Genomic DNA, 22,140 nt, shown 5'->3' on the forward strand with positions numbered 1-22,140 from the left:
CCTGCTTTCTTGGGTTCTGCACTGGTCAGCCTTGGCCACCGTGGCCTTGGCGGCTCCACATCAGCATGAGGAAGTGTCTTTCTCCCATGGCTTCGTCGCCGGTCATCGGAAGAGGCCGGCGTTGTCCCGCACCCACTCCCGAAAGGCGCGCGGTGGGCGACCGGTGAGCCGCTCGACCGTGTCCTTGGCCTGGGCCCAGGGGACCTGAGGGCTGTGCAGGGCGCGGACGTTGGTGATCGCCGCCTCCCGGTCACCCGTGATCGAGGTGAAGACGTCCACGACCCGCTCCGGCGGGGCGACCTCGAAGCCCAGGTCGCGATCGAGCACATCACCGATGACGGCGACCTGTTCAGCTGAGGTGATGACCTCCGGGCCGGTCAGCTCGTATGAGCGGCCCCCGTGTCCTTCGCCGGTAAGGACGGTCACCGCGGCCGCGGCGATGTCGGATTCGTCGATCGGGGCGCCCGGCTGATTGCCGATGAGACAGCGGGCCACTCCCGTCTCCCTGATGCCCTCGGCCCACCACGTCGAGTTGGAGTGGAACGGGCCGGGGCGTAGGAAGGTCCAGGGAACCCCGATATCGCGGACGGCCTCCTCGGCACGGCGGTGGTCGTCGGCGATGCCGTGCTCCAACGGATGCAGGACGGAGGCCGAAGACAGCAGGACGATGTGCTCCAGACAGCCTTCCCTGACGGGGGCGGAACCGGCGACCGCTTCGGCGAGGGCGGCGGCCTGGCCCGCGACGTCACCGCTCAGGATGACGAAGACCGACCGCACGCCCTCCAGCGCCGCCACGACCCGGGCTCCTTCGGAGACCGATCCCTGGAGCACCTCCACCTTCTCCGGCAATCCCGCGTGTTCGGGCGTGCGGCTCAGTGCTCGGACCCGATGGCCCTGTTCCACCAGCTCTTCGACGACGGGGCGGCCGACCGTGCCGGTCGCGCCCAGGACCAGGATCATTGTTCTCTCCCTCGCGAACGGGCCCGGGGCACCGTTGCCCCAGGAGGATTACCACCGGTTCTCGCGGTGCTCACGGACGCCAGCCCTGCGGCTCGGGCCACGGGGAACCCAGCTGGCGGTAGGTGCCCTGGTAGTCGGGCCAGTCGCGGTGGTCTCGGATCTTGCCGTCCACGAACCGAATCAGGTGGATCTGCTCGCCGGAGAACACCCGTCCCGTGGCGGGCATCCCGACGAGGTTGCCGATATGACGTCCGTACAGCACCAGGTTCGCGCGCACCCAGTCGCCCCGCTCCTCCAGGGAGACCTCCTCCAGGCGGGCCTCCTCGGAGAAGGTCATCCGCAGCCACTTGACCGCCATGGCGAAGGAGTCGGGGCCGACGAGGTCCATGTGCTCGATGGACGCCGGGTTCAGGTACTCGGGGTGGATGTACTCCGCCACGTCGTGGGTGTCGCCCGTGTTGTATGCCTTGACCATGCGGCGTACCGCGTCGAACTTCTCTGACATCTTTTCCTCAATTCGTGGGGGGATTTCTTAATGAGATGCTGGGGCCCAGTGGATTCGAAAGCAAGGGGGTTGCTGCCTTCTTTTTTCTCCTTCCAGCGGCGCATTAATGGGGTTCTATCATCCCTCCGTCCGGGCTCTACTGGGGGACAGGTTTCTTCCCGGAAGATGGCGCATGGAAAAGAATGGGTATTCAATTTTGGCCAGGTGGCCGCATTGTTCTTTGGTGTCCCGAGATTTAGGAGGAAGACGTGGACAGGGCGACGTACAAAGGGGAAGTCACCAGCGCGTTCAATGAAGCGGCTGCGCGCTACGACCGCCTCGGGGTCGAGTTCTTCACCCCGATGGCGAGGCGGTTGGTCGACCACGCACGGCCCGAGCGGGGGGACCGGGTTCTCGACATCGGGTGCGGCGCGGGTGCGTCCGTCTTTCCTGCCGCGGACCGGGTCGGCCCCCAGGGGAGTGTTCTGGGGATCGACATCGCGTCCGCGATGGTGGAGCAGACCGTGGAACAGGCCCGTGCCCAGGGCCGGGACAACGTCACCGCGCGCGTCATGGACGCCGAGCACCCGGACCTGCCGGAGCGCTCCTTCGACGTGGTGATGGGCGGCTACAGCGTCATCTTCCTGCCGGACGCACCGGCCGCCCTGAACCGCTACGTCCCCTTGACGGCTGACGGCGGGCGGCTGGCCTTCAGTACCCCAGTCTTCGACTCCGACACCTTCCCGTTCCTGCCCCCGGTTTTCACCGACCTCATCCCACGGTCGCTCCTGCGTGACCTTCCACCGGAGTGGCGGCCCGAGCGGCTCCAGCAGCGCTTCAACTCCTGGTTGGAGGACCCCGAGGACCTGATCCGGGCGGTGGAGGCGGCCGGCTACCGCGACGTGCGTGTTGTCGACGAACCGATCGACATGGTCGCGCGGTCGGGGGAGGCCTGGGTCGACTGGTCGCACACACAGGGAATGCGCCTGCTGTGGGAGCACCTCGCCGAGGCCCAGAACCGGGAGTTGCGACGGACGTTGATCACTGGGCTGGACGCCATGCGTTCCGGCGACGACCCCTTGACGATCGAGGTTCCGGTTCGCTACGTCACCGCCCGCGTGCCGAGGTAGACGGGGCCGGCTGTCCGCAGCGAAGAAGGCCCGTCCGCCCCGGTCCCTCGTCCGCCCGTGCTGCGGGCGACGCGACACGGGTCCCGGAGAAGACGAAGAAGACGGAACGCGGCCTCCGGACGGCGAAACCCGCCGTCCGGAGGCCGCGTTCTGCTTCCTCCGGACTCTGGCGTCAGTGACAGATCCCGACGTTCAGCGCACGGATCACTGCCTTCTCCTGGGCCTTGTCGAACTCCTGGTCCAGGGTGATGGAGCACTGGATACGCCGGGCACCGTCCCGCGTCGTGGCCACGAACGTCGCGTAGCCGGGGATTCCGGCGCCGTGTCCCCAGAGGTCGAGATCGGTGTCGTTGGCCAGGCGCATCAGCCCCAGGCCGTAGCCGATGCCCATGGGCAGGTCGTGGATCATCTCCGCTGGCAGAGGTGTGGTCATCTCGGAGAGCTCGTCGTCGCCGAGCAGGGTTCCGTCGAAGAGGGCCACCAGGAAACGGTCCAGGTCGCTCGTCGTGGAGATGATCTCGCCCGCGCACCCGGCCTCGGACGGATTCATGACAGTGACGTCCACGGATGAGCCGCCGATCTGCATGTAGCCGCGCGCGTGCGGCTCGGGCACGTCCGCGTCGTCACCGGGCAGGTGAGTGTCGCTCAGGCCGAGCCGGTCGATGACACGCTCACGGACCTCCGTGGAGTACGAGCGGCCCGTCAGCTTCTCGATGAGGAGCCCGATGACGAAGTAGTTGGTGTTGCAGTACTGGAACTCGCTACCGGGCTCGAACTCCAGTGGCTTGCCCGCTGCGATGGCGATGAGGTCTCGGGGGTCGTAGTGGTTGTGGCGGTCGCGTAGGAAGCGGTCCCCGGGCTTTTGGAAGGCGTCGGAGTAGTTGTACAGTCCGCTCGTGTGCTGGAGGAGGTTCCGGACGGTGATTCGGTGCCCCTCCGGCAGAAGCTCCGGCAGGTGCTGATCGACCTTGTCGTCCAACTTCAGGAGCCCTTCGGTGACGAGCTGGAGGACCACGGTGGACACGAAGGTCTTGGTGATGCAGGAGATACGGAAGTGCCCGTCGGCGGGGACCGGTTCGTCGGTACCCAGCTTCGCAGTGCCTGAAGTGACCGTGAACTGATGGTCCCCCTTGGTGACGCGGAACTGCACGCCGGCGGCGCCGGTCGCCACGATCTCGTCGATCGCGCGCTGTGTGGCCTCTTTGTGCGTGATCGTGTGCTGCTCCGTGCTCGTAGCTGCTATCGCCATGTTCCGGCTCCTGTTCGTCGGTTGCGGCCCGGTCCCGCCCGCCTCAGCGGGGGCGGACGGGGCCGACGATTGCTTCAGGCAAGGATCACCGCGGCTTCTGGAAGGTCGGCAGGGAAACGCTGGAGCCTCGAAGGCACGTGTCCTGACTGGGCTCGACCCTGTTTCAAGCGCCGCGACCTAGCTTCTGGGCATGGGTACTTCTTCTGACAGAACACAAGCTCGGGCCGTGATCGTCACGGGCGGAGGAACCGGTATCGGCAGGGCGGCCGCGCGCGCCTTCGCAGAGAGGGGAGACCGTGTCCTGGTCGTCGGGCGCTCCGAGTTGACGCTCCGGGAGACAGCCGACACACATCCCCGAATTCTGCCCTTGGTGGCGGACGTCTGTGAGCCGTCGGGACCGGAGGTCATAGTCAATGCCGCCCTGGAGCACCTGGGCGGGTTGGACATCCTGGTCAACAACGCGGCGACCGCGAGTTTCGCCGGTCTCTCGGAATTGGACCATGAGAGTGTCCGGGCCCAGGTGCAGACCAACCTGGTGGGCCCGATCCTGCTCACCCAGAAAGCGCTCAAAGCCCTGGAGGCCTCTGGGGGAGTGGTGGTCAACGTCGGCTCCGCTGGGGCACTCGGTTTGCGCAGTCTGGCGGGCAACGCCGTCTATGGTGCCACCAAAGCCGCTTTGGACCACCTGACCCGTACCTGGGCCGTGGAATTGGCGGACCGGGGCGTACGCGTGGTGGGTATCGCTCCGGGCCTGATCGACACGGGTGTCGGTGTCCGAGCTGGAATGACCCAGGAAGCCTATGACGACTTCCTGGCGGAGATGGCGCTGCGTATCCCGTCAGGCAGGGTCGGTGAGCCGGAGGAGGTCGGGAACTGGATCGTCCGGTTGTCGGAGCCCGAAGCCTTCTACGTGAACGGCACGGTCGTGACCATTGACGGGGGGCTGTCAGTGACCTGACCTGGGACAGGGAGGAACGGAGACGTCGGGCGGGCCCGCGGTGCCCGGGGGAAGGATTTTCAGGCACACTCCCGATGGTATTCCCGTCGGTGGTGTATTGGTGGATGCTTGGGTGCTGAAGCACCGTTTCCGGTGTGCAGAATTCGGTGTCCGCCCGCCCCGGACACACCTCAGGGCTATTGACATGGAGGAACCTTGAGCTCCATTCCCTTGTCTACTGACAGAGGAACACCGCACAGGCCTCAGCACCATGGGATTGCGCGTGGGACGGAACCCGAACCCCGTATGGCGAAGGCCATCACCATGGTGGTCATTTTCGGTTTCTTCGGTGTGGCGGTCTCCTATCTTCCGAGTGGAGACGTCCCCTCGGGAGGGGCCTCCGGGGGGATCACCGCGGCGCTGTTGTTGCTCGCCCTGCTGTTGTGCCTCCAGATGCTGCACTCCTTCCCTTCGCTGGCACCGCGGCTGAGTCACTACCGGTACCTGACACTGGGCGCCCAGGCCCTGCTCACCTACCTCCCGTTCCTGGTATTCGGGGAAGCATGGCTGGGGATGCCCGGTTTCCTCGCGGCCTCGGTCCTGCTCATCCTGCGCGCACCGCTCTCATGGATTCTGGTGGGAGCCGCCACGCTCAGCGTGCAGGTGATTCACTTCCTGCTGGGCTTCTCCCCCGGGGAACTCGCTTACAGCACGGTGTCCACGTTGATGACCTGTATGGTCGTGTACTCGTTGAGCAAGCTCTCCGATCTGGTGACGGAGACGCACAAGTCCAGGGCCGACCTGGCCCACCTGGTCCTGATCCAGGAGCGGCTGAGATTCGCCAGGGACCTCCACGACCTGCTGGGGTACAGCTTGTCCAGCCTGACCCTGCAGTGTGAGCTCGCCTCCCGCCTGATCAGCACGCAACCCGAGCGCGCCCGCCGCGAACTCGCCGAAGCCCTCGAATCCGCACGAGGCGCTCTGGCCGATGTCCGGTCCGTCGCGGAGGGCCTCCGTAGCATGTCCCTGGACTCGGAGGTGGCCTCGGCCGCCTCGATCCTGGCGGCGGCCGACATACGGTCGACGATTTCCATGGATGTGCCCGCGGGGAGTCTCACCGACCGTAGTGAGACGGTCCTGGCCATCATCCTCAGGGAGGCCGTCACCAACGTCCTCCGCCACAGCCGGGCCGAGAGCTGTGAGATCCGGGTCGAGTGCTCAGAGGGCCGTGCCCGTCTGTCCGTCGTCAACGACGGCCTGGCCAGCCGGGACCTCAATCACCTGAACGAGGACCGGGGCGACAACAGGCACCTCGGCGGTACCGGGATAGGCAACCTCACCGCACGGGTGAAGGTCCTGGGCGGGACCCTGACAGCGGAGCCGTGTGGCAGCGACACATATCGGCTGTCGACGGAGCTGCCCGCGGCCCCGCGGTACCGGCGGTCAGTGGTCTCCGGGACCAGCCTGTGTGAGATGACCGGACGGGGCCCATCGGGAACGAGCGCGCGTCCGTTCGTCTTCTAGCGGGGGTCCAGGCCCGTGGTCCACCGTCGAAAGGGTTCTCGCAGGATCGACGGTTCCAGGAGAGGTCATGGTCACTTTCGTCAACAGGTTCGAGGTCAGTGGTCCGGCGGCGGAGTTCGAGCGCGCCTTCGAGGCGACCTCGGACTTCTTCCGCGCACAGCCCGGTTTCGTCAGCCACCGGATGCTCCGGCACCTGGAACGCCCCGGTCACTACGTGAACCTGGCCGAGTGGCGGGACGTCGATTCCTTCCAGAAAGCCGTGGGGCACCCCGACTTCGAACCACACGTGCGAACCTTGCGCGCCCTCGCCACGAGCGACCCCGGCCTCTACACGCCCTTCCTGGAGAGGACGGCTGCGGATTCGGAGAGCCGAGGCTGAACCGCTTCCGCCGGTCCCGCGGTCCCGCCAAGAGGGCGGGACCGCGGGACCTCGGCTGTCCGGTCTCAGGCCGGGGCGGTGGCCGAGCCCGACCGGGAGCGCCCCTCCGCGAACTCCTTCGCGCACGCCAGGGTCATCCCGCTGTTCCTGCTCAGGGCCTGGCGGACGAACGAGCGGGCGTCGGCCACGGTGGCCTTCTCCCCCAACACGTTCGCGACGGCCTCAGCCCGGATGATGACGGAGTGGCGGGAGGTGACGTCGACCCCGCCCTCCGGTGCGCGCGTGATCCTCCACTCACCCGTGTGCGCCCTGAGGAGGGCCGGGGTGAGGGTCTGCTTGTAGACGATCCGATCCTCGTCGCGCAGACACACGCGCACGGACTCCGTGGTGTGCATGGAACCGTCCGCCGTGCGTGTGTCCATCGACATCCTTTGGACACCGGACCCGTCCTCGCTCAGCTCCAATCGGCTGACGTGTTCCAGGCGCGTCGGCCACAGGTCGGCGCGGTCCAGGAACTCCATGATTTTCGCGGCGGCCCCGTCGATCCGGACGGTGTCCTCGAACGAGAATTCCAGTTCGGCCAGGTCGTCGCCTGACTCGGCCAGGGACTTGGCGGCACCCAGCTCGGATTCGCTGTTGCGGTCCACGGCCTTGGTGATCCACTCGGTCAGTTGAGGGTCGTCGTCGACCGCGGTGAAGCCATGGTCCAACCAGAGCTCACAGCGCTCGTCCGTCACCGGGACGACCCTCCAGGTACCGCCCATGGACGCGACCGGGGCCTGGGAGACCTCCTGACGGAAGGCGATGGTGAGGCGATCTGGATCCAACTCCCGGCGCGAGGTCCACGACTTCACCTCGCCGTTGGCCGTAGCCCAGATCCGGACGCGTTCTTCGGTGTCACTACGCGCCAGGATCTCGACGTGCACGTTCGGTGCGAAGTACAGGGGCCATGACTCGATTGCGGAGATGAGTTGGTAGACCCGGGCGGCGGGCGACTCGACGGTGATGCTGTGGCTCATGTGCTGTTCCACTGTGGACACGGGGATCTTCCTTCCGGAGGTCGGGATCAGTAGTTGCCGAGGCCGCCGCAGACGTTGAGCGCCTGAGCGGTGATCGAGGCGGCGGTGTCGGTCGTGAGGTAGCCGACCAGGCCGGCCACCTCTTCGGGGGTCGAGTAGCGGCCGAGCGGGATCTTTGCCTGGAAGCGACGGAGTATCTCCGCCTCGTCCGTTCCCAGAGCGGAGGCGTAGCCCTGGCGAACCCGTTCGGCCATCGGGGTCTCCACATAGCCGGGGCAGACCGCGTTCACAGTCACCCCGGTCGTGGCCAGCTCCTTGCCCAGCGCTTTGGTGAATCCGATGACACCGTGCTTGGAGGCTGAGTAGGGGGCACCCAGCTCGACACCCTGCTTGCCGCCGGTCGAGGCGATGTTGACGATCCGCCCCCACCCGCGCTTACCCATGCCGCTCTCGTTGAGGACAGCCCGGGTGACTAGGAAGACGCTGTTGAGGTTCGTGTCGATGACGTCGTACCAGAGGTCGTCCTGGATTTGCGCGGTCGGTCCGCCACCGCTGCGCCCGGCGTTGTTCACCACAACATCGATCCGCCCACGGCTCGCGACTACGCCCTCCACCAGGGCACGGACCTGATCCGGGTCGCGCACGTCAGCCGGGGCTCCGTCGATGTCCAGACCGTCGGCGCGCAGTTTCGCGATGGTCGTGGAAACCCGGTCCGCGTCTCGCGCGCAGATGTGGACCAGCATGCCCGCTTCCGCGAGGGTCCGCGCCGTGCTGAGACCGATTCCGCTGGTCGCGCCGGTGACCAGCGCGACCTTCCTCTCCTCGCCGTTCATGATGTGTGTTCCTCTCCGCGGTTGTTCGGCCGCCCGCTTCGGACGGCAGGGTGGGATCGCTGGTCAGAGGCTCTCTACGGCCATGCTTTGGTTGATGGTTGCGAGGAGTTCCCGAGGGGTGGTGGCCGTCGCGACGGCTTCGTCCTCCAGGCGCACGTTGTGTTCGCGCTCCGCCATGCCCGCGGCCTGGAGCAGCGCCAATGAGTCGTAGCCGAGCTCCTCGAAGGGCACATCGGCGATGTCGCCCTCGAAATCAACGGATTCGTCCTGTCCCGCGCAGTCGCGCAGGATGCGCATGAGTTCGGTCAGAGCCATGATGGGCATGTCCTGTTCTCCTTGTCTGTCATGTTCTTTGTTGGGGAAAGTCTTGTCGGGGAGGCCCGACGTCCGTGTCAGAGGTCAGCGGCCCGCACGACGGCCGCGGCGTTGAACCCGCCCTGACCTCGGGCGAGCACGAGCGCTACGTCGACCCGGCCGTACCGGGGGGTTCCGGTCACCAGGTCGAGGCAGATACCCTCCGCCTGCCTGCCGACGTCGGCGGTGGGGGGCAAGACACCCTCGTGGACGCTGAGCAGGGCTGCGGCCAGGTCGAGTGAGGCGCCGCCCGCGCACAGCCGGCCGGTCAGGGTCTTCGGAGCGGTGACGGGCACGCCCCGGGAGCCGAAGACCCCGGAGATGGCGTCGGCCTCCGCACGGTCGTCGTCGGGTACCCCGCAGGCATCGGCGAAGACCACACCAACCTGGTCCGGTGTCACGTCCGCCTCGTCGAGGGCCTGTTCGATCGCGTATCGGAGACCGGGCTCGCCGCCAGCGCCGGGTGCGGGGTCGAAGGTGGCCGCGTAACCGGAGAGGGCGCCGTAGGCACGCGCGCCGCGCGCTCGGGCGGACTCGGGGGCTTCCAGAACGAGGAGCGCACCACCCTCACCCACGACATGCCCCCGAGCGTCGGCGCTGAAGGGCAGATAGGCGTGCTCCGGGTCGTCCGACGTGCTGAGCCGACCCGAGGAGAGCAGAGCCGTCCACCCCCAGGGGCAGAGGGAACCGTCCACCCCTCCGGTCAGCATGAGCTCGGCGTCCCCGCGCAGCCGCCTTCGAGCCTGAGCGACCGCGTCGAGACCTCCGGCCTCACCGGTCACCAGCACCCCGCTCGGCCCGCGCAGGCCGTGCCGGATGGAGATCTGCCCGGTGTTGACCGCGTAGAACCACGCGAACGACTGGTAGGCGCTCACGTGCCGGGAGCCCTTGCTCCACAGGGCCTGTAACTCGCGTTGGCCGAACTCGAAGCCGCCCGCCGAGGCCGAGGTCACCACTCCGGCCGCGTACTCGGGTAGAGCGGACGTGTCCACACCCGCGTCGGCGAAGGCCTCCGCCGACGCGGCCAGTGCCAGCCGCGTCATGTGGTCGGTCTGCGGGATCAGTCGGCTGGGCAGGTGCTCGCTGGGGTCGAAGTCGCGGACCTCCCCGGCCATTCGCGCGGGGTAGGAGTCGGCGTTGAACCGGGTGATGGGGGCGATGGCGCGCTCACCCGCCAGGGTCGCCCGCCACCATGGACCGGTGCCGAGCCCGTTCGGGGCGGCCACGCCGATCCCGGTGACGACCGGTGCGGTCGCCCCCGGGACTCCCCGGTCCAGCCCGGCCGCCTCCGCCATCGCTGTCCGAACAACCATCGTCATCCCCTCTTCGGCTTGCTCAGGAGCATGGCGCTCTGGAAACCGCCGAACCCGCTGCCGACGGTCAGGACGGTGTCGACCCTGGTCTCCCGCGCCGTGATCGGCGTGTAGTCGAGGTCACACTCCGGGTCCGGTTCGTGCAGGTTCGCGGTGGGCGGCACCACCCCGTTCTCGATGGCCAGGGCGCTGGCGGCGATCTCCAGAGAACCGATGGCGCCGAGGGAGTGGCCGATCATGGATTTGATCGAACTGATCGGCACCCGGTACGAGTGCTCGCCCAGGGCGCGCTTGAACGCGGCCGTCTCGTGCCGGTCGTTCTGCTTGGTGCCGGAACCGTGGGCGTTCACGTAGTCCACGTCGGTGCGGTCCAGACGCGCTCGGTCCAGGGCGGCGCGGATCGCCTCGGCCATCTCGGAGCCGTCGGTGCGCAGACCGGTCATGTGGTAGGCGTTGGAGCGCGAGGCGAAGCCCGTGATCTCGGCGTAGACGTGCGCGTCTCGCCGCCGCGCCAACTCCATCTCCTCTAGGACGAAGACTGCCGAACCCTCGCCCAGGACGAAGCCGTTCCGGGTGCGGTCAAAGGGGCGCGAGGCGTGCTCGGGGTCGTCGTTGCGCGGCGAGGTCGCCCGGATCGCGTCGAAGCAGGCGAGCGTGATGGGTGAGATGGGCGCGTCGGTCGCGCCGGCGACCATGGAGTCGGCGGCTCCCTCCCGGATCAGTTCGACGGCGTGGCCGACGGCGTCCAGGCCCGAGGTGCACCCGGTGGAGACCACGGAGACCGGCCCCTGCGCGCCCACCTCCCAGGCGATCCTCGCCGCGAAGGAACTGGGGACGAGGTGGTCGTAGAGGTTCGGGGTCGCATGCTCGTGGTCCACGAGCCATCTCGCCCCGCGATCGCTGACCACCGAGTACTCGGTGTCGAGACTCATGGTGGCGCCGACGGCGGTGCCGATGGTGACGCCGGTCCGGTGGGGGCGCCGGGGAGGGTGCACGAACCCGCTGTCAGCCAGCGCCTGGCGTGCGGCGACCACGGCCAACTGGGTCGCCCGGTCCATTTTCTGGGCCTGGTGTTCGGGCAGGCCTTCCGTCGCCGGGTCGAAATCGCACTCGGCCGCTATGCGCGAGCGGAAGGGTGTCGCGTCGAACAGCGACACCGCTCGCGTCGCGGTACGGCCCGCGGTCAGTGAGTCCCAGAACTCCTTGGTGTTCCTTCCTCCGGGAGCGACCACTCCGATACCCGTGATGACGACGCGCCGGTTCATTCCGCTCTCCCTGTTTTCAGGCGTATCGCCCGGACTTTCGTTCGGTCTCGCGATTCGCCCACCGCGCCGGTCATCCCGGCTTCCTCCGCGATCAGGGCGGGGACCCGTGTGTCGTGGGCGAAGAAGTGGCCGCCCCGTACCGTGCGTTCCGTGAAGCCCGCCCGGGTGCGGTCGGCCCAGCCGGCCATCGCCCCCGGGGGCACGAGGGGGTCGTCGAGCCCGCTGACGGCGAGGATCGGGCTCGATATCGCACCTTCCGGAAAGGGAGGGGTGGCGTCGGCCAGAGCGATGGCCAGCCGAAGGTCGGCGCGCAGGACCGGCAGTACGAACCTGCTCCAGATGCCTTGGTCGACCGTGGCGCCGTCGGTTGGGGTCCTGAGCGACGCTATGAACTCCAGTAACGTCGCGTCGGTCAGCTCGGTGCCGCTCAGTGGTGGTCGCGGCGGCGACGGGGACACCGCGCCCAGGGCCACCAGGTCCGGTGGCCGGTGGCCTTCGGTTTCACGGCGGAGGGTCCACCGGTGTGCCACGAGGCCGCCGAGGCTGTGTCCGTAGAGCACGTGGGGACGATGACCCACCAGCGGGTCCAGCAGGTGTTTCAGGTACTGGTCCAGGTCCGAGGGGTTGGTGATCCTCGGTTCCCGGAAGCGCGGACCTCGTCCGGGAAGCTGGACCGGTAGGACCTCGGCAGCACCGTCGAGCACGCGTGACCAGCCCGTGAACGCGGAGGGGCCGGCACCCGCGTGGTGGAAGCAGAGCAGTACGGGCCGTTCCCGGGCGCTCATCGGTCCACCCAGGCGACAGCTCTGGTCCAACCCGCTCCCGCACCGGAGATCCGAACCGGTAGCGCGCTGACCGTGAACCCGTGGGGGGACGGCAGGTCCTCCAAGTGGGACAGGCGTTCGATCTGGCAGTAGGGGCGGTGTCGGCCGACCAGGTGGGCCGGCCACAGGACGGAGGGGTCGCCGGTTTTCTGGTATGCGCCGATCATGTGGGTGAAGGGCGCGTCGAGGCTGAAGGCGTCGGTGCCGATGACGCGGACACCGAAATCGAGCAGGAACTCGACGGCGGGACCGTCGAGTCCGACGAAGTCGGTGAAGTAGCGCTGGGTGCCAGCGTGGCGGTCGGCTCCGGTCCGCAAGAGGACGATGTCCAGGGGAGAGGGGGTATGGCCCGCCTCCTTCAGCCCCTGTTCGAGCCGATCGGGGCCCACGGTCCCGACGCCGGCGTCCGAGATATCGAGGACCACCCCCGGCCGCACGAACCAGTCGAGGGGCATCTCGTCGATGTCGGCGGGACGGCCTCCATCCTCGGGGGTGCCGTAGTGCGAGGGGGCGTCCACGTGGGTGCCGGTGTGGCTCGTCAGGCTGATCCGGTCCAGGGACAGCAGCTCGCCGCCGGGCAGCGTGCTCGGGTCGAAGTCCACCCCGAAGTGCTCGCGCATCTCCCGCGCCATGTGGCGGGCTCCTTCCTTCGCCGACACGATCTCGTGTGTGACCGGGTCCGGCTCCCACCCTGCGGCGTCGATCGCTGTGGACAGGTCGATGAGGCGCATGGATCCTCCGTCGGTTGTCAGGGGCCCAGACGGGCCGGGCTCACGGACATCGCGTGGTGGAAGACGTTCAGGGGGTCGTACCGTGCCTTGACATGTCGCAGGCGGTCGTAGCCGTCCCCGTAGTACAGGCGGCTCCAGGGGACCCCGGAGGTATTCCATTCCGCCGAGAGGGTGTCGCTGTCCGGGAAGTTCACGAAGCAGCCGTCGTTGGCCTCACCGGGTGCCGGGACGCCGCCGGTGGCGGCGTGGACGTCTCGGTAGAGCTCGCGTATCCAGGCCAGGTTGGCCGTGTCGAGCGCCGGGTCGTGCCAGGCGTTGATGAAGAGGGCCTTGAGGACGGAGTCGCGTTGGGGCAGGGCTGTCGCGTGTGAGGGCACCGAGTTGACGCGGCCCCCGTAGGACTGGAGGGACACGGAGGCGCTGGCGGCACTGTGCTCGGCTCCGCGCAGCCGGTCGTAGAGAGTGTCTATCTGGTCCCGGTCGAAGCCGCGCCGGAGGTGGGACGCCTTGATCTTGAGCCGGCCGGTCTCGTTATCCTGTGCGTCGGCGAGGGACCGGACCGAGGGGAGCCAGGCGAGCGTCTCGGTGGTCGAGGACAGGTGTGCGGCGGTGACCCCGTCGGTGAGGGCACGGAGGTGTTCGTCGAGCAGTCGGCGGGCGTCGGGGACGTCGGCGTCCATGTGGGCGAACGCGGCGGCGGCCAGGGGATTACCGTCGGTTCCGCGGCCGAACAGCACCAGCCCGCTGAAGAGCCCCGTGTAGGGCGAGTCCGGCGCGCTGTTCAGTTCGTGCCAGCGGCCGTGGTTGCCGACCAGCGCGCGGAAGGAGTCGCGGTCCATGTCCTCGCCGGCCCACAGGGTGCTGTGGGTCAGCACCCAGGAGGGAGGGCGGGGCAACAGCAGGGACGGGTCCGCCCCGGTGGTGCCGGGGGTGCGGAACCAGTACCTGGTCACGACACCGAAGTTCCCCCCTCCACCTCCGGTGTGGGCCCACCACAGGTCGTGGTGCGGGTCGTCCTCCTCACGTGAGGCGACGACGGCCCGGGCCCGCCCGGAGGGGTCGACCACGACCACCTCGACGGCCTGGAGGTGGTCCACGACGGTTCCGTGGCTTCGGGAGAGCGCCCCGTAGCCGCCGCCCTGAACATGGCCTCCCATGGCCACGGATCTACTGGCCCCTCCCGGAAGCGTCACGCCCCAGCCGTCGTGGAGCTTCTCGTAGACGTCGAGCAGGCGGGCCCCGGGGCCGACCTCGAACGCCCCTCGCCCGGAGTCGAAGGAAACGCCGTCCATCGCGGAGAGGTCGATGACCGTATGGACGGAGGAGTCGGAGACGAAACCCTCGTAGCAGTGGCCGCCGCTACGGACCGTGACGCGCCGCCCGGCTGCCACCGCCTCTTCCACCGTGCTCACCACGTCCTCCGTGCGGTGCGCCAGACGGAAGGCTTTCGGGCGGCAGGGGAAGCGTCCGTTCGCGGAGCGCTGAGCCAGCGGTTCGTAACGGGGATCGTCGGGTGTGATGGTCTCGACGCGTCCGGATCCGACCGGGTCGGTCGCGGAGGAGACGGTTCGCTCAGGCAAGGTCGTCCCTCGTCACCTTCCGGGAACGGACGAGGAACGTCTCTCCTTCGACGACCAGGACGTCCTCACACACGCAGATCCTGTGGATCCACGTCCTCCCGCCCTCCGGGCCCTCTCCGACAGTCGAGGCGAGGACCTGGGTGTAGGCACGGACCCACAGCGTCCTGTCGTTTCGGGGCTGGACGTCTATTACGCCCTGCCAGTGGCGGTGCCTCTGGCCGCTTTCGGCCAACTTGCGCCGCCCCTCACGGACGGAGGCGATGAGATCCTCCCTGCCCCGCGCCGGTTTCGGCAGTGTGGGAACGTCGAACACGGCGTCCTCGGTGAATTGCGCCGCCCATTCTTCGGCTCTTCCTGAGTCCAGGAGTTGCATGTGCCGGGCGTAAAAACCCTCGACACGTGCGTGGAGCTCTCCGAAGGGGAGATCGATAAGGCTCTGTAGTCGGGTGATCTCTTTCTGTATTCGCATGGTCACTCCGATCGTCTGCGTTGCTTCAACTCTTCGCTCACACGTTCTGGCCAGGGATTCGAGTCGCGTTGGAGATTCGCTAGAAATCCGGTCCAGGGCGGCTTCGGTCGGAGTCCCCCGGCGGTGTGCGTTGTCTAGGCCGCCTGCTTGTGGGGTTCTTACGCTCTTGAAATGGACTTGCTACTCTTGCCGTCAGGTCGAGAAAGTTGGACATGGGGAGGTCGTTGAAAAATCGACCGGAGGTGATCTTGACAAGTTCGTTCAGCTGCTTCGGTTGAGCCGGAAGTCCCGTTCTCGTAGGTCTGGGTGTCGAAGATCTCGTGGGTCGCCTTGTCCTTTGCCACCTGCGATTAATTGTGGTCGTGGAGTCTGTAGTCATGGAAAGGCGGCGTGAATGTCTATCATTCATAGAGATACGTTCGGGGAGGCGGAATGATTCGTGTCCTGCTCGCCGAGGACATGCGCTTACTCCGGATGGCACTGACCTCACTCCTGGAACTGGAGGAGGGCATCGAGGTGGTCGCGAGTCTGGAGAGGGGTGACGCGATTCTCCCCGAAGCTCTGGGGGCCAAGCCCGACGTGGCACTCCTGGACATCGACCTCCCCGGTATCGACGGGATCAGTGCCGCGGGGCAGCTGCGCGAGCAGTTGCCGTCGTGCCGGGTCATCATCCTCACCAACCTCGGCCTCCCGACGAACCTGAGGCGCGCGTTGAACGCCCGGATCTCGGGATTCCTTCTCAAGGACATCCCCCCGGGCCGCCTGGCCGCATCGATCCGCGCGGTGATGGAAGGTGAGAGGGTGATCGACCCCCAGATCGCCTTGTCCGCGCTCGAATCGAGGGAGAGCCCGCTCACGGAGCGGGAGACACAGGTGCTGCGGCTGGTCGCCGAGGGGGTCGACGTCCCCCAGGTCGCCCGGCAGCTGTTCCTCACCCCGGGGACGGTCCGGAACTACCTCACCACCGCCGTGAACAAGCTCAGGGCCCGCAACCGCATCGACGCCGTACGCATCGCCGAAGAAGAGGGCTGGCTCTGACCTCGCACACCTGTTGGTGACCCAGCGTGCCCCAACCCCGGGGGCAGGCGGGCACGGCCTCGATGACGCTGACCACACGTTCGGTGTCGGCGCCGACCCGCTCCGCGCTTACCCCGAAGGTCAGCGGCTCCCCGGACATCACGTCGGCCACCCCGACCACGCGCTGTACTAAGCAGCACGGCTCGATTCCCTTCAGACACAGGGGGTGCAAAGGTGCACCTTGTGCGCTCTCTTTTGGCGGCGCGGGTCGGCCGGAGTGCGGTGGGCGGCGCTTGGACAGCGGGGGCTTTACCAGTGCTGGGGACACGCTCTTCTAGAGCACGCCAGTGGCCCCGGCGACGCGTAGCCCCGGAGGACGAGCGCCAAGGCGAGCAGGGCCAGGACGGCAGCCTGGCGGAGGAGTGCGGGCATACGGCGGAAGAGCCCCGGAACCAGGAGGCCTCGGCTGCGGCGCCGTGGCGGTTCCACCTGGGTGGGGCGAGTTCGGCGGGTGAAGGGTGTCGTCGGGGGTTTCCGGCCCTCGGGGGAGTGGGTCGGGCTCATGGCGCTTCCTCCTGGCGGTCGGTGCGGGTTCGGGTGGTGCCGATCTTCGCCCGGGGACGCGACCGGGGAGAGGGCCGAGCGGTTGCGGACAAGCCGGATCACGGCCGCTTGGGGCGGGGTGTGCGCGGGGTCGGGGGAAAGCGCGGAGGGGGCCGGTCGGATTTCCTTGGGAAGTCGCGATCCGAATACTTGTACGAATCGGCCGCACGCAAAGCACCGAGGGCGGCTGCCGGTGGCTGGCGGGTCGGGGTCGAAAATCGGCGCCCGGTTGAAGCGCTTCGGAGAACCTGGTGGCCAGGTTGGATTCGGCCGGTGCGGTACCCAGTCGGTGCGGTGCTCGGCTGGCGGTGGGTTCAGCTGGTGGTGTGGTCAACAAGACCCTTGTGCCCTTCGCGGTCAACCACCTCGCCCAGGCGGCCGGTATCGCCTCCCTGGACGCGCAGGAGGAGCTCTTGGAGCGGGTGGCCACCACCGTCAAGGAGCGTGAGCGCGTCCGTGAGGCCCTGCTGGCCTCCGGGTGGACCGTGCCCCCCACCGAGGCCAACTTCGTGTGGCTGCGTGCGGGTGAGGACACCCTGGACTTCGCCGCGGCCTGCGCGGAGGCCGGTGTCTCGGTGCGTCCGTTCGATGGCGAGGGTGCTCGCATCAGTATCGGCACCTCTGAGGAGAACGACGTGTTCCTGTCGGTGGCCACCACCTACGCCAAGCGTCGCTGACCCTCGTTCCACCGGCCGGGCGTGACACAGGGGTCACACGCGAACGGGGGCGGGCTCCCATCGGAGCCCGCCCCCCGTGGACGGCTGGGTGTGAACGTGGGGGACTACTTGCCGGCCGCGTCCTTGTCCAGTTTCTCCACGATCAGTCGGTAGAGCTGGCGAGGGCGGCCGGGCTGCAACGTGCGGTTGGGTGGCAAGGGCCAGGCCAGACCCTCCTCCACCAGGGTGCGCAGCAGGCGACGCGCGGTCCGGGAGGTGACCCCGAGCATCCGCCCGGCGTTCTCCGCGTCGACGACCAGGGGACCGTCCTCCTCGGCGATCTTCTCCGAGAGCCGGACGAGGGTCTCGCGCCCCTTGGTGCGCAGGGGCTCGGAGGACTGCCGTGCGGGGGCGCGCTGGGCCGGGACCAGGGAACGACCCTCACGGTCCACCGCGAAGCTCTGTCGGGAGGCCTGAGCGCGGTTCAGGGCCGCGCGGGCGTGCGATTCCGCGTCCTGGGTGGTCCGACCCATGCCGATCCCCACCTCGATCGCGATACCGAGTTCCGCCTTGATCCGCTCCACGAACGGTGGCTGCCGGAACCCCTCGGTCGCGGTGACCAGGGAACCGCGGGTGGCCGTGATCATGAACGAATGATCGTCCAGCCGGTGCGCGGTCGCGTTGATCCGATGCGCCTCTTGGAGCAGGAGCCGATGCAGGGACAGCCGCAACTCCTCACGCCAGTAACGAGGCGTGGAACGACGAGAGGAATCGCGCAGCGTGGGCACGTCGACCACGACGACGCCCAACTGGGCCTCCTCCAGACGGTGGTGGGCCCCCAGCAGCCCCGCGGTCTGCAGCGCGCTGCGGACCCCGGCGTTGGTGGGACGCAGCCGGATCACCGGCACGCCGATGGCCTCCAACCGCTCGGCGACCCCACGTACGCAGGTGATCGCCATCCGGGTGGCCTTACGTCGCCACAGTCCCTCGTGGAACGAGGTGAGCTGGGCGGTATTGGTCAGTTCCTCGTGCACGTGGATACCGTCCACGGGCAGGTCGACCTCGGAGTAGGCCTCCACCACGTCGGTCCGACCGAGCACGTCCAGACTCGCTCGGGTCGGATCGAAACGGTCGTCCAAGGTCGCTCGGAGCAAGGCTTCGTGCAGGCTGGCCCCGCCGAGCGGCACGAAGGTCGCGGGCATGGTCAGAACGCCCGCCTTCCGCGCGAACTCGTAGGGGACGGGGCTGGCGAACAGATAGGCATCGATCGCCGACCCCAGCCTGACGACCTTGTCCGTCGCCTCTTGCTCATCTCGGTACGCGGCGGCGATGAGTCTGGCGTTGAGGGGTCCTGTTGACCCAGGCCCCATGAGCATGACCCGCTCGACCACCTCATGGGGACCTATGACGCCGATCGTCAAATCGCCAGTACGCTGGGCACTCACCTCGGGTTGCTCCCCGCTACCATTCCACGCTCTTCACTATGTGCGCCCACTGGTTTTCCCGACCCGATCTCTGTCACGGCATTGCCGAGATCGTACCCATTGTGCGGGGCCAAAGAAGATCGTTTTCCGTATCAACGCCGAAAGCCGGAGTGGGAGGAAGCCCCCACCCTGGCTTGAACTGCGCTTATGACTCCTACGAGACGTCGACGCGTTCCACGTCTCCGCCCAGTGCGGCGAGTCGCTGCGCGAACTGAGAGTGACCACGATCCACCAGATAACCGGGCGCGACGATTGTCTCACCTTCGGCGACCAGTCCGGCGAGGACCAGAGCGGCACCCGTACGCAGGTCGTGTGCGATCACCTCGGCGCCGCGCAGGTTCGTGGAACCGTGCACGATGGCGCGGGTGCCCTCGACCTCGATCTTGGCGCCCATCTTGTTGAGCTCGTCCGCCAGTGCGAAGCGGCCATCGTAGATGGCCTCGTGGATGTAGCTCTCACCCTCGGCCAGAGTGGCCAGGGCCATCAGCGGAGACTGCAGGTCCGTGGCGAAGCCGGGGAACGGCGAGGTGACGGCGTTGATCGGGCGCAGTGGCACCGAGGGGTCCCTCTGCACGTGCAGGACGGCACCCTCCTGGGAGAAGCCCACGCCCATCTGCTCGAGTTTCCAGCGGGCCACGCCCAAGTGGTCCAGGTTGGCGCCCACCAGGCTGACCTCACCACCGGTGGCGGCGACGGTCATCGCGAACACACCGGCATCGATGCGGTCGGACATGATGGTGTGCTCGACCGCGGTGAGCTCATCGACCCCCTCGACGGTGATCAGTCCGGTGCCACCACCGGTGATCTTGGCTCCCATGGCGCTGAGGAACTCGATGACGTCCAGGACCTCGGGTTCCAGGGCCGCGTGTTCGATCACGGTGGTTCCGGGAGCCAGCACGGCCGCCATGATGAGGTTCTCGGTGCCGGTGTGGGACGGGGTGTCCAGGTACAGACGACCGCCGCGGAGCCTGCTCGCCTCCACGTTGATGTGGTTGCGCTCGGGGTCCTCGGTGACCTCCGCTCCCAGCCGGGCGAAGCCCCGGTAGTGGAAGTCCAGGTTGCGACTGCCCAGGTTGCAGCCGCCGACGCCCTCGATACGTGCGCGGCCGGTGCGGTGCATCAAGGCCGGGACGAAGAGCACCGAGCCGCGAAAGCGGGCCGCGATATCGGCGGGGGGGAGGGCACGTTCCGGATCATTGAGACGAGAAGCGTCGATCACGACCGTGCGCTCGGCCTCATGGAAAGCGACCTTGGCGCCCACGTGCTCGGCGAGCTCGAGCGCGCGGTACACGTCCTCGATGACGGGGACGTTCCGCAATACGGTACGTCCCTTGGACGCCAACAGGGCGGCCCCGATCATCGGCAGGACGGCGTTCTTCGCGCCTTGGATGAACGCCGTTCCGCTGAGGGGGCGCCCGCCGCGGACGCGGTAACGAACCTCCTGGCCCATGCTCATGTGCTCCTTTGTGAGGCAGATGTGAAAAAAGGTGACCCTTGTCGGGTTTCGCCTATGTCGGTTTTAGACGCGGGTTTCCCCTGGAACGTTGCGATCATCTTGCGTTTGACCTGCGCGGCCGATGAACCGGTAGGTTCGCGAAGACTCTATAGCAAAGGCCGATGTCGACCGGCCCGAAACGTGGTATACCCGCAGATCGTGGATGGAGTCCCGCCGAACGACCAAGGAGGCGTTACACCTGAGGGGGAGACCAAGGGTCATGCGTATGCCTAACCGTTACTCCGGTATCGCACACGACTCCCCACCATACGCGCTCTCACGGCCCGGTCGACGACCGCGTGTGTTGAATCACTCGTGAGTCCCACGTCGAAGAGCCGGCTTCGTGCCGGTCAGACGCTCGTAGATCTCCTTGTCGCGGGACAAAGTGCGTTCCACCACGTCATCCGGAAGTCCCGGGGCGGGGTGCTCAAGGCACGGTCCCATCCTGAGGCGGGCGAGGTCCACCGGTCGCGAAGCACCTGTTCGTGGAAGGAAGGCCGGGCACCACCGGCCTTCACTCGGTCTCCATGCCTTCGGTGTGTCGCCGAGGGGCACTGAGCTTCCAGGACCGCTCAGAGCTCGGCCGCGGCGCGTTCGGCGATGTCGGTGCGGTGGAAGGAACCGCGAAGCTCCACCCGGCCCACCGCCGCGTAGGCGCGCTCACGGGCCTGGCGCAGGTCCGTTCCCGTTCCCACCACGCTCAACACACGGCCGCCGTTGGACTTGACGTCGCGCACCCCGTCCCAGGCGGTACCGGCGTGCAGGACGTAGGCGCCCTCCAGGGCGTTCGCGGCGTCCAGGCCACCGATGACGTCACCCTTGACCGGGTCGCCCGGGTAGTTCTCGGCCGCGACCACGACGGTCACCGCCGCACCGGACTTCCACTGCAGTGAACCGATCGCTCCCAGGTCACCGGTGTCGGTGGCCTGCAGGACCCCACCGATCGGGGTGGCCAGCCGGTCCAGTACGACCTGGGTCTCCGGGTCGCCCAAACGCGCGTTGAACTCCACCACGCGCGGGCCGCGCGAGGTCAGGGCCAGACCCACGTAGAGAAGCCCCTGGTAGCGCTGGCCACGGCGGTTCATCTCGGCCAGGGTCGGTCGTACGACCGTCTCCATGACCTCGTCCACCAGACCGGTGGGTGCCCACGGCACGGGCGCGTAGGCGCCCATGCCACCGGTGTTGGGCCCTTGGTCGCCGTCGTAGGCGCGCTTGAAGTCCTGGGCCGGTAGTAGTGGCAGCGCGTGCGTGCCATCGGTGAGCACGAACAGCGACACCTCGGGGCCGTCCAGGTACTCCTCGATGACGACCCGACCGCACTCGCGCGCGTGCCGCTCGGCCGAGGCGCGGTCCTCGGTCACCACGACGCCCTTGCCCGCGGCCAGCCCATCGTTCTTGACCACGTAGGGCCCGCCGAACTCGTCGAGGGCCTCGGAGACCTGGCCTGCGGTACGACAGACCCGGGCCTTGGCCGTGGGCACCCCCGCGGCCTCCATGACCTCCTTGGCGAAGGCCTTGGAACCCTCCAGCCGGGCGGCCTCCTTGTCGGGGCCGAACACCGGGATGCCACGCTCACGCAGGGAGTCGGACACCCCTGCCACGAGTGGAGCCTCCGGTCCGATCACGACCAGTTCGGCGCGGATGCGTGCGGCCAACTCGGTCACGGCGAGCCCATCCGTCACGTTGATGACGTGGTTCTCGGCCAGGTCCGAGATACCCGGGTTGCCGGGAGCACAGTGGAGATCGGTGACGCCCGGATCGAGGGACAGGGCGCGGACGAGTGCGTGCTCGCGGCCTCCGCCGCCGAGAACGAGCGCTTTCACTGAAGGGGGCC

21 protein-coding genes and 1 pseudogene are annotated in these 22,140 nt (G+C 67.8%); 6 read left to right on the top strand and 16 right to left on the bottom strand.

Annotated elements, in window-relative coordinates; translation table 11 throughout:
- Positions 1-102: 102 nt before the first annotated feature.
- Both D472_RS0109165 and D472_RS0109170 read right to left on the bottom strand, forming a co-directional pair.
- Positions 103-960, bottom strand: coding sequence for an SDR family oxidoreductase (locus tag D472_RS0109165; protein ID WP_017604183.1), 858 nt, complete (start codon positions 958-960; stop codon positions 103-105).
- 70 nt (positions 961-1,030) lie between these two features.
- Positions 1,031-1,465, bottom strand: a complete 435-nt coding sequence (locus D472_RS0109170; RefSeq protein WP_017604184.1) for an ester cyclase — start codon at positions 1,463-1,465, stop codon at positions 1,031-1,033.
- Between the two features lie 248 nt (positions 1,466-1,713).
- Here D472_RS0109170 and D472_RS0109175 point away from each other — a divergent pair, with 248 nt between their 5' ends.
- Positions 1,714-2,574 carry a class I SAM-dependent methyltransferase gene (locus D472_RS0109175; protein WP_017604185.1) on the top strand — a complete coding sequence of 287 codons (861 nt, stop codon included), beginning with the start codon at positions 1,714-1,716 and terminating at the stop codon, positions 2,572-2,574.
- Between the two features lie 172 nt (positions 2,575-2,746).
- Here the strand turns inward: D472_RS0109175 and D472_RS0109180 are convergent, their stop codons facing one another.
- Entirely contained in the window at positions 2,747-3,823 is a 1,077-nt protein-coding gene (locus tag D472_RS0109180; RefSeq protein WP_239642940.1) for a serine hydrolase domain-containing protein, read from the bottom strand.
- A 226-nt stretch (positions 3,824-4,049) separates the two neighbouring features.
- On the opposite strand from D472_RS0109180, the gene D472_RS0109185 reads away from it, so the two are divergent.
- From D472_RS0109185 to D472_RS0109195, 3 genes are all read left to right on the top strand, one after another.
- Entirely contained in the window at positions 4,050-4,781 is a 732-nt protein-coding gene (locus D472_RS0109185; protein WP_017604187.1) for an SDR family NAD(P)-dependent oxidoreductase, read from the top strand.
- A 285-nt stretch (positions 4,782-5,066) separates the two neighbouring features.
- Positions 5,067-6,284: a sensor histidine kinase gene (locus D472_RS25140; protein WP_017604188.1), complete on the top strand. Its 1,218-nt coding sequence runs from the start codon at positions 5,067-5,069 to the stop codon at positions 6,282-6,284.
- Between the two features lie 67 nt (positions 6,285-6,351).
- Positions 6,352-6,663 (top strand): antibiotic biosynthesis monooxygenase family protein, encoded by a 312-nt coding sequence (locus D472_RS0109195; RefSeq protein ID WP_017604189.1) that lies wholly within the window; start codon positions 6,352-6,354, stop codon positions 6,661-6,663.
- A 65-nt stretch (positions 6,664-6,728) separates the two neighbouring features.
- Here the strand turns inward: D472_RS0109195 and D472_RS0109200 are convergent, their stop codons facing one another.
- The 9 genes from D472_RS0109200 to D472_RS0109240 form a co-directional block, all read right to left on the bottom strand.
- Positions 6,729-7,703: an aromatase/cyclase gene (locus D472_RS0109200; protein WP_026117521.1), complete on the bottom strand. Its 975-nt coding sequence runs from the start codon at positions 7,701-7,703 to the stop codon at positions 6,729-6,731.
- Positions 7,704-7,729: 26 nt separating this feature from the next.
- Positions 7,730-8,515 carry a 3-oxoacyl-ACP reductase FabG gene (gene fabG / locus D472_RS0109205; RefSeq protein WP_017604191.1) on the bottom strand — a complete coding sequence of 262 codons (786 nt, stop codon included), beginning with the start codon at positions 8,513-8,515 and terminating at the stop codon, positions 7,730-7,732.
- 63 nt (positions 8,516-8,578) lie between these two features.
- Positions 8,579-8,839, bottom strand: coding sequence for an acyl carrier protein (locus tag D472_RS0109210; RefSeq protein ID WP_017604192.1), 261 nt, complete (start codon positions 8,837-8,839; stop codon positions 8,579-8,581).
- Positions 8,840-8,907: 68 nt separating this feature from the next.
- Positions 8,908-10,164, bottom strand: coding sequence for a ketosynthase chain-length factor (locus D472_RS0109215; RefSeq protein WP_017604193.1), 1,257 nt, complete (start codon positions 10,162-10,164; stop codon positions 8,908-8,910).
- A gap of 20 nt (positions 10,165-10,184) precedes the next feature.
- Positions 10,185-11,447 carry a beta-ketoacyl-[acyl-carrier-protein] synthase family protein gene (locus D472_RS0109220; RefSeq protein WP_017604194.1) on the bottom strand — a complete coding sequence of 421 codons (1,263 nt, stop codon included), beginning with the start codon at positions 11,445-11,447 and terminating at the stop codon, positions 10,185-10,187.
- On the bottom strand, positions 11,444-12,232 hold the full coding sequence (locus D472_RS0109225) for a thioesterase II family protein (protein ID WP_017604195.1): 789 nt from the start codon (positions 12,230-12,232) through the stop codon (positions 11,444-11,446). The genes D472_RS0109220 and D472_RS0109225 overlap by 4 nt, the downstream gene beginning before the upstream one ends.
- On the bottom strand, positions 12,229-13,002 hold the full coding sequence (locus D472_RS0109230) for a cyclase family protein (protein WP_017604196.1): 774 nt from the start codon (positions 13,000-13,002) through the stop codon (positions 12,229-12,231). Before D472_RS0109230 ends, D472_RS0109225 begins: the two co-directional genes overlap by 4 nt.
- A 17-nt stretch (positions 13,003-13,019) precedes the next feature.
- Positions 13,020-14,582 carry an FAD-binding oxidoreductase gene (locus tag D472_RS0109235; RefSeq protein WP_017604197.1) on the bottom strand — a complete coding sequence of 521 codons (1,563 nt, stop codon included), beginning with the start codon at positions 14,580-14,582 and terminating at the stop codon, positions 13,020-13,022.
- On the bottom strand, positions 14,575-15,051 hold the full coding sequence (locus D472_RS0109240) for a nuclear transport factor 2 family protein (RefSeq protein ID WP_239642941.1): 477 nt from the start codon (positions 15,049-15,051) through the stop codon (positions 14,575-14,577). Before D472_RS0109240 ends, D472_RS0109235 begins: the two co-directional genes overlap by 8 nt.
- A gap of 432 nt (positions 15,052-15,483) precedes the next feature.
- On the opposite strand from D472_RS0109240, the gene D472_RS0109245 reads away from it, so the two are divergent.
- On the top strand, positions 15,484-16,089 hold the full coding sequence (locus D472_RS0109245; RefSeq protein WP_017604199.1) for a response regulator transcription factor: 606 nt from the start codon (positions 15,484-15,486) through the stop codon (positions 16,087-16,089).
- Between the two features lie 833 nt (positions 16,090-16,922).
- Positions 16,923-17,348 carry an aminotransferase class I/II-fold pyridoxal phosphate-dependent enzyme gene (locus D472_RS0109250; RefSeq protein WP_017604200.1) on the top strand — a complete coding sequence of 142 codons (426 nt, stop codon included), beginning with the start codon at positions 16,923-16,925 and terminating at the stop codon, positions 17,346-17,348.
- 104 nt (positions 17,349-17,452) lie between these two features.
- Here the strand turns inward: D472_RS0109250 and D472_RS0109255 are convergent, their stop codons facing one another.
- The 4 genes and pseudogenes from D472_RS0109255 to purD all read right to left on the bottom strand — a co-directional run bounded on the left by D472_RS0109255 (position 17,453) and on the right by purD (position 22,129).
- Positions 17,453-18,718, bottom strand: a complete 1,266-nt coding sequence (locus D472_RS0109255) for a hypothetical protein (protein ID WP_026117523.1) — start codon at positions 18,716-18,718, stop codon at positions 17,453-17,455.
- 247 nt (positions 18,719-18,965) lie between these two features.
- Positions 18,966-20,261 (bottom strand): UDP-N-acetylglucosamine 1-carboxyvinyltransferase, encoded by a 1,296-nt coding sequence (gene murA, locus D472_RS0109260; protein WP_017604202.1) that lies wholly within the window; start codon positions 20,259-20,261, stop codon positions 18,966-18,968.
- Between the two features lie 354 nt (positions 20,262-20,615).
- Positions 20,616-20,815 (bottom strand): annotated as a pseudogene (locus D472_RS29025) (phosphoribosylaminoimidazolesuccinocarboxamide synthase); the annotation flags it as partial.
- A 63-nt stretch (positions 20,816-20,878) separates the two neighbouring features.
- Complete coding sequence (gene purD, locus D472_RS0109265) at positions 20,879-22,129, bottom strand: phosphoribosylamine--glycine ligase (protein ID WP_017604203.1); 1,251 nt, start codon at positions 22,127-22,129, stop codon at positions 20,879-20,881.
- Between the last annotated feature and the right edge of the window lie 11 nt (positions 22,130-22,140).

Origin of the sequence: Nocardiopsis alkaliphila YIM 80379, from assembly GCF_000341005.1 — a bacterium.
GTDB lineage: Bacteria > Actinomycetota > Actinomycetes > Streptosporangiales > Streptosporangiaceae > Nocardiopsis > Nocardiopsis alkaliphila.

Excerpts from the sequence above, each read along its gene's own strand:
- D472_RS0109195 (WP_017604189.1), top strand. The coding sequence starts at position 6,352 with ATGGTCACTTTCGTCAACAGGTTCGAGGTCAGTGGTCCGGCGGCGGAG.
- D472_RS0109225 (WP_017604195.1), bottom strand. The coding sequence starts at position 12,232 with ATGAGCGCCCGGGAACGGCCCGTACTGCTCTGCTTCCACCACGCGGGT.
- D472_RS0109180 (WP_239642940.1), bottom strand. The coding sequence starts at position 3,823 with ATGGCGATAGCAGCTACGAGCACGGAGCAGCACACGATCACGCACAAA.
- D472_RS0109245 (WP_017604199.1), top strand. The coding sequence starts at position 15,484 with ATGATTCGTGTCCTGCTCGCCGAGGACATGCGCTTACTCCGGATGGCA.
- D472_RS0109220 (WP_017604194.1), bottom strand. The coding sequence starts at position 11,447 with ATGAACCGGCGCGTCGTCATCACGGGTATCGGAGTGGTCGCTCCCGGA.
- D472_RS0109230 (WP_017604196.1), bottom strand. The coding sequence starts at position 13,002 with ATGCGCCTCATCGACCTGTCCACAGCGATCGACGCCGCAGGGTGGGAG.
- D472_RS0109165 (WP_017604183.1), bottom strand. The coding sequence starts at position 960 with ATGATCCTGGTCCTGGGCGCGACCGGCACGGTCGGCCGCCCCGTCGTC.
- D472_RS0109240 (WP_239642941.1), bottom strand. The coding sequence starts at position 15,051 with ATGCGAATACAGAAAGAGATCACCCGACTACAGAGCCTTATCGATCTC.
- murA (WP_017604202.1), bottom strand. The coding sequence starts at position 20,261 with ATGGGCCAGGAGGTTCGTTACCGCGTCCGCGGCGGGCGCCCCCTCAGC.
- D472_RS25140 (WP_017604188.1), top strand. The coding sequence starts at position 5,067 with ATGGCGAAGGCCATCACCATGGTGGTCATTTTCGGTTTCTTCGGTGTG.
- D472_RS0109210 (WP_017604192.1), bottom strand. The coding sequence starts at position 8,839 with ATGCCCATCATGGCTCTGACCGAACTCATGCGCATCCTGCGCGACTGC.
- D472_RS0109170 (WP_017604184.1), bottom strand. The coding sequence starts at position 1,465 with ATGTCAGAGAAGTTCGACGCGGTACGCCGCATGGTCAAGGCATACAAC.
- fabG (WP_017604191.1), bottom strand. The coding sequence starts at position 8,515 with ATGAACGGCGAGGAGAGGAAGGTCGCGCTGGTCACCGGCGCGACCAGC.
- D472_RS0109215 (WP_017604193.1), bottom strand. The coding sequence starts at position 10,164 with ATGGCGGAGGCGGCCGGGCTGGACCGGGGAGTCCCGGGGGCGACCGCA.